Origin of the sequence: Frankia canadensis (assembly GCF_900197875.1) — a bacterium.
Taxonomy (GTDB): Bacteria; Actinomycetota; Actinomycetes; order Frankiales; family Frankiaceae; genus Frankia; species Frankia canadensis.
In genome coordinates, this window is the sequence record NZ_FZMO01000248.1 from 1 (window position 1) to 5,433 (window position 5,433).

General features: G+C 69.6%; 5 protein-coding genes. 2 read left to right on the plus strand and 3 right to left on the minus strand.

Annotation, left to right across the window (positions count from 1 at the left end):
- Window positions 1-979: Ig-like domain-containing protein (locus C1A33_RS19375; protein WP_133150737.1), on the plus strand; the 979-nt coding region annotated here is incomplete at its 5' end.
- A gap of 164 nt (window positions 980-1,143) precedes the next feature.
- Here the strand turns inward: C1A33_RS19375 and C1A33_RS19380 are convergent.
- From C1A33_RS19380 to C1A33_RS19390, 3 genes are all read right to left on the minus strand, one after another.
- Entirely contained in the window at window positions 1,144-1,824 is a 681-nt protein-coding gene (locus C1A33_RS19380) for an RloB family protein (RefSeq protein WP_101832868.1), read from the minus strand.
- A 4-nt stretch (window positions 1,825-1,828) separates the two neighbouring features.
- Complete coding sequence (locus tag C1A33_RS19385; RefSeq protein WP_101832869.1) at window positions 1,829-3,127, minus strand: AAA family ATPase; 1,299 nt, start codon at window positions 3,125-3,127, stop codon at window positions 1,829-1,831.
- A 238-nt stretch (window positions 3,128-3,365) separates the two neighbouring features.
- On the minus strand, window positions 3,366-4,667 hold the full coding sequence (locus C1A33_RS19390; protein WP_101832870.1) for an MFS transporter: 1,302 nt from the start codon (window positions 4,665-4,667) through the stop codon (window positions 3,366-3,368).
- A gap of 117 nt (window positions 4,668-4,784) precedes the next feature.
- On the opposite strand from C1A33_RS19390, the gene C1A33_RS19395 reads away from it, so the two are divergent.
- Window positions 4,785-5,141, plus strand: a complete 357-nt coding sequence (locus C1A33_RS19395) for an ArsR/SmtB family transcription factor (protein WP_101832871.1) — start codon at window positions 4,785-4,787, stop codon at window positions 5,139-5,141.
- Window positions 5,142-5,433: the final 292 nt, after the last annotated feature.

Genomic DNA, 5,433 nt, shown 5'->3' on the forward strand with positions numbered 1-5,433 from the left:
GCGGTCCGGCGGCACCGGAGCCCGCCGGACCGCCGCCCTGGCCGACGGCGGCGGCGCCGCCCAGGGCGGGGGTGACCCGGGCAACTTCTCCGGCGCCGGCGGTGGCGGTGGCAGCGGCTACGCCGCCACGTCCCTGACCGACGTCACGCTCACCGCGGGCGTCAACCACGGCAACGGCCACGCCACCGTGTCGTTCCGCTGGGCGAGCACGGTCTCCCTGTCCGCCAGCACCCCCACGCCGCTGTTCGGCCACGCGGTCACCCTGACGGCGGCCGTCACGAGTCCGGCCGGGAGCACCCCGACGGGCACGGTGACCTTCCTCGACGGCGAGGTCCCCCTCGGCACCGCGACGCTGGACGGCGGGCAGACCGGACTCGGCATCACCGGCCTGCGGCCCGGCCCGCACACGATCACCGCCAGCTACGGCGGGGACGCGGCGCACGCACCGGGCCAGAGCGCGACCACCACCGTGACGGTCAGCTTCAGCGAGCCCTGCGTCACCGGCAGCCGCAGCGGCCCGTTGACGGTCACCGCCGGTCAGTCGCTGTGCCTCGGCCCGGGCGGCCGGCAGAGTGGACCGGTCACCGTGAAGGCCGGCGGAGCCCTCGCCGTCACGGGTGCCACCGTCGCCGGCCCGTTGAGTTCCGACGGGGCGCTGGCGATCAGCGTCTGCCAGGCGGCGTTCGCCGGCCCGGTGTCGATCCAGGGCAGCAGCGGCTACGTGCTTGTCGGCGGCGCGCCGTCCTGCGCCGGTAACACGATCAGCGGTCCGCTCACGGTGGACGGGAACACCGGTGGCTTCACCGCGTCGGGCAACACGGTCAGTGGCCCGGTGCGCATCACCGGCAACAGCGGCGCACCCACACCCACGTTCACGGGCAACCGCGTCACCGGCCCCCTGAGCTGCAGCGGCAATCAGCCGACCCTGCGGCAGGACGGCAACACCGCGACCGGACCTCGCTCCGGCCAGTGCGCCTGACCGCCTGACGTCACCCGCTCCATCGAGGCACAGTCGGCGCCGCCTAGCTCATCCCCGGCGGCGCCGACCCGCTCGACCGTCGCGTCAGCGGCCGCGTCGTGACAGTCCAGGGCGGATCCTCCACGGAACGGCCGTAGTAGACGCACCGGTTGGGCAGCGCCTGGCTAGCGATTCGAGCGCACTCCACGTCGGCCTGGACCGTCTCCTCGAGATTCGGAGTAATCGGGCGCGGCGGCCTGGCCGCCGGTCGCGATCACAAGATCGGCCATGGACGAGGACGGGTTGTCGGCGGGGAACCGGACACTGTTCCGCAGGTGCATCGCCTCCAGCGCCCGAGCGCGTTCCACGGCCTCCCACCTTCGTGGCATGTACACCGCGGGATCGATCCCTTTGCCGCTCCTCCCGTCGAGCTCCCTGCTCCGGCGCTCGATCGTGGCGTTGTCGGAGAACCTCCTGTGGTCCTCGAAGTGCAGCACGAGCCAGAGCTCGAAACAGGGGTTCGAGATCGCCAGCCTGATCCCATTCTCCCGGGCGAGGCTCACCGCCTGTTTCAGATTGGGATGATTCGTCGGCCATTCGACGTCGAAGGTGCACCAGCATTCGTCGATTTCGGGGTCCCTGGCCTTCTCCACCGCCCGGCGGACGAGCGTCGCCGGAACCCCCGGGGCCACCACGATCTCGATCCTGATGGCGGCGTTGGCCGCCACCGTTGAGATCCTCTTTAAACCGCGGATGTAGTCGGGCTCCGACCTTCTGCCTTCGCAGAAGACGACGATAGTCTTCTTCTCCGGCCTGATCTGCGTTTTTCGCCTCAGTGGCGTGGGCTGGGATCTCCTGGAAGTCACGAGGCTAACCGATGAGACCGAGTGAGCGAAGTAGCTCCGTACGGTCCGTGTCGGGAAGCGCTCCGAATCTGCCGTGGAGATAGGCGTTCTCGAGGTTCTGGGACCTCCGGACCCGCTCGCCGGCGAAATCCGCGAGCGCGCCGAGGCGGGTCGCGCCCGACCGGCTCTTCTCGGTCAACCAGACCTCGTCCCGATTGAGATGGTTCAGCAGGCTGGTGTCGTGGGAGGTGAAGATCAGTTGTGCGCCTTTGGGGTTCGTGGCAGGATCATGGAACAGCTCGATCAGCTGTGCGGACAGGGTCGGATGGAGGCTCGCGTCCAGTTCGTCGAAGAAGATCAGCGTTCCGGACCGGAGTGCGTAGAGGGTCGGTCCAATCAACTCGAACCAGGCGCGCGTGCCCTCGGATTCGGCCACGAAGTTCAGCGGCGCCCTCTCGTCCCCGGCCTCGTGGACAAGGCGAACTCGCCGCCGGGGCCGAGGGCGAGGCGGCTCGGAACCGTCCGGCGGCATCGGAAAATGAACCGGATCCTCGACGAGTACGTCAACGATTCCCAGATCGGCCATGCGCAGCAGCGCGAGTGCCTGAGCGCGGTCGGTGGCCTTTTCGTTCGCGTCGCCGCCCGGATCCTTTTTGCCGCCTTCTGGCTGTTCGTCGAACCAGCGAACGGTGGAGAGGGTGCCGGCGGGCCGGAGTCCTCCACCAATTCTTGCGAGCAGAAATCCTTGCGGCCCGAAAACCTGCGCCCGGATAAGATTTCGGACGAACTTCGAGACGAGTGGCTCGTTGAACCGGTGCGCGACGGACAAGGCCAGTGTGACGCTGGTGAGAAGCTCCCGCGTTCCCGACAGCCCGCCGAGGCCTCGCTGCAGTTTGAGGTCGGAGCCGTCTCGCTCGAAGATTCGGCGACGCTTTTTCTCTGGATAGTGGAAAAGCCCCTCGTAGTGGACGGCGCTGCGGTCCAGTTCCAGTACGTATTCGAACCGCACCCCATCGACGAGGGAGTCGACGACGAATTCGGACGGCCTGGTCGGACCGTCGTCGAACGCGAAAGGGTCGATGGGGATCTCGCCATCCCAGGATCGAAGGGAGTCTCGGACGGCCTCCCGAAGCCAGTCGAACGCCGCGATGACATTGGACTTTCCCGACGCATTGGGGCCGAAGATCGCGGATACGGTGAGGATGCTCTCGCCCAGCAGTTCCGCAGGGCGGGCCGCTTCGCGATCCCGATCGACCGCGATCATGGAGAGCTCGGCGCTGCCCAGTATCGAGCGGAAGTTGCTTACCTGGAAGCGGATCAGCATAGTTGCCCTAACGTCGTCGATCGGCGCTGCCAGGAGCCCCTTCCCGTCGAATCGCTACGAATCGATCGGTAAGCGTGCAGTCAGGCCGCTATCTTAGACGATGGTCCGAGCCGGAGGGCGTTGTTCGCATGTGGTCGCCGGCGGTCGGAGGTCCAGCGTTGACAGTCCGACCTCGCGCGCTCCGCTTTGGAACTGGCCGTCGGGGTCGCGGTGCCAGGCCGGTTCCCGGCCAGCCCTGTCACGGCCGCGAGCCAGGGCCGATGTTGTCGCTGCAGGGTGTCGTCGATGCGGCCGACGCGGTGGAGGCCGCCACGCCAACCTGTGTCATCGGGGGAGTGGCGGGTCGCGTGGGCAAGGGCGCGGGCTGGATGGCCCTGGAGCGGGAGCGTCGCTCCGGGGCGCCGAGCACGATCAGGGCGAGGGCGGCCGCTGCCAGGAGCGCTGCGGTGGCGGGGACCGCCCAGGCGCCGACCGCGTCGAGGGCGACCCCGCCGAGGGCCGCGCCGAGCGCGGCGCCGAGGTAGATGGCGGAGCCGTTCAGCCCGAGGGCGACGGTGGAGACGTCCGGGGCGACGGCGAACAGTCGGTGCTGCTGCGGGGTGATCGTCAGCCCGCCGAAGGCGCCCACCGCCACCGCGACGGCCAGCGCCGGCACGAACCACGTCCGCACCCCCACCATCACCGCGTACGAGACGCCGACACCGGCCATCCCGACCAGCAGCACCCCCAGCGCGCCGCGGCTGTCGACGAGCCGGCCGACCAGACGGTTCCCCGCGATGCTGCCCACGCCGAAGGCGAGCAGGACCACCACGAGGCGCCGGTCGCCCTCATCCATCCCGAGCACGACCGGCAGGTAGATGACCAGCAGCAGCGAGGACGCCACCACAAGCACCGTCGTGACCAGCAGGACCAGCACCGGGGGCCGGATCAGCACGCCGAGGCGGGTACGCAGGCTCGTCGGCGGGACGTGGGCCTTCGGCAGCCGCGGTACCAGGACGGCGGTGACCGCTGCGAGGGCCGCGATCGTCCAGAGCACGGCTCGCCAGCTGAACGTCTGCCCGACCAGAACACCGAACGGGACGCCGAGCACCGTGGACAGTGATGTCCCCGCCGTCACGGCGGCCAGCGCCCGGCCGCGCCGCTCCGGGCCGGCCAGCACCCCGGCCATCACATAGGCGTTCGACTGGAACGCGGCCGCGCCGATGGCCGCGACGGCGCGGCCGGCGGCCATCACGGCGTAGGACGGGGCGAGCGCCTGGCCGGCCATGCCGAGCAGGAACAGCGCGAGGCCGGCGCCGAGCAGCACCCGCCGGTCCCAGCGGCCGGTGAGGGCCGCGATCACCGGCGAGCCGACCGCGTAGGTGATTGAGAAGATGGTGGTGAGCTGGCCGGCCGTCGAGATCCGGACGTGCAGGTCGTCGGCGATCGTGGGGAGCAGGCCGGCGAGGACGAACGCGTCGACACCGAGCGTGAACGTGCCGGCCGCCAGCAGGCCGAGCTGCCACCCCCGCAGCGCCTCCCCGCCGGTGTCGGGTGGCATGTCATTCGATGCTTGTCGAATCGTCACAGCGTCGAGGCTAGGGGTACGCTTCGATGAATGTCAAAGTATTTGGAAGTTCGTATCGACCGACAGCGCGTCTGAGTCGGGCGGTCCGCCATGTCCCGACAGCTCCCGCAGCCCAGCCGCGACTCGATCGACCTGGTCACGGTGCTCGCCGCCCTCGCCGACCCGGTACGGCTCACCCTGCTGCGGGGGATGTACGCCAGCTCCGGGCTGGTCGACTGTGCCACCGTCGCCAGCGGGGTTGACGTCAGCCCGCCGACGGTCTCGCACCACTACCGCGTCCTGCGCGAGGCCGGCCTGACGACGACCGTGGCCGAGGGACGCCGACGATCCGTCACGATCCGTCACGACGACCTGGAGGCCCGCTTCCCCGGCCTCCTCGCCGCCGTCCTCACCCCGACCGCCGCACCAGGCGCACTGGCCGCACCGAGCCGGGCCGCGGTGCTCTGAGGCGGCACCTGCCGGCGGGGTCAGGTGAGGCCGCCGGCGGCGCGGACGTTCTGGCCCCAGCAATCCGGCTGACCACTGGGACCCGGACGCCGCGTGCGGGATATTCCTACTACTGATGTAAAACTACTACTGATGTAAAACGGTTCAACTCGCCGAACCGGGGCGATCCGAGTTCAGGACAGCGTCCGCGATATGCGGAACTGGAGCGGGACCTTGCCAGAGGCGCCCGAGGAGGCGCTAGTACTCCAGCCCGACTTTTGTGATCAATTGAGTTGTAGGGCTGCGGCCTGGC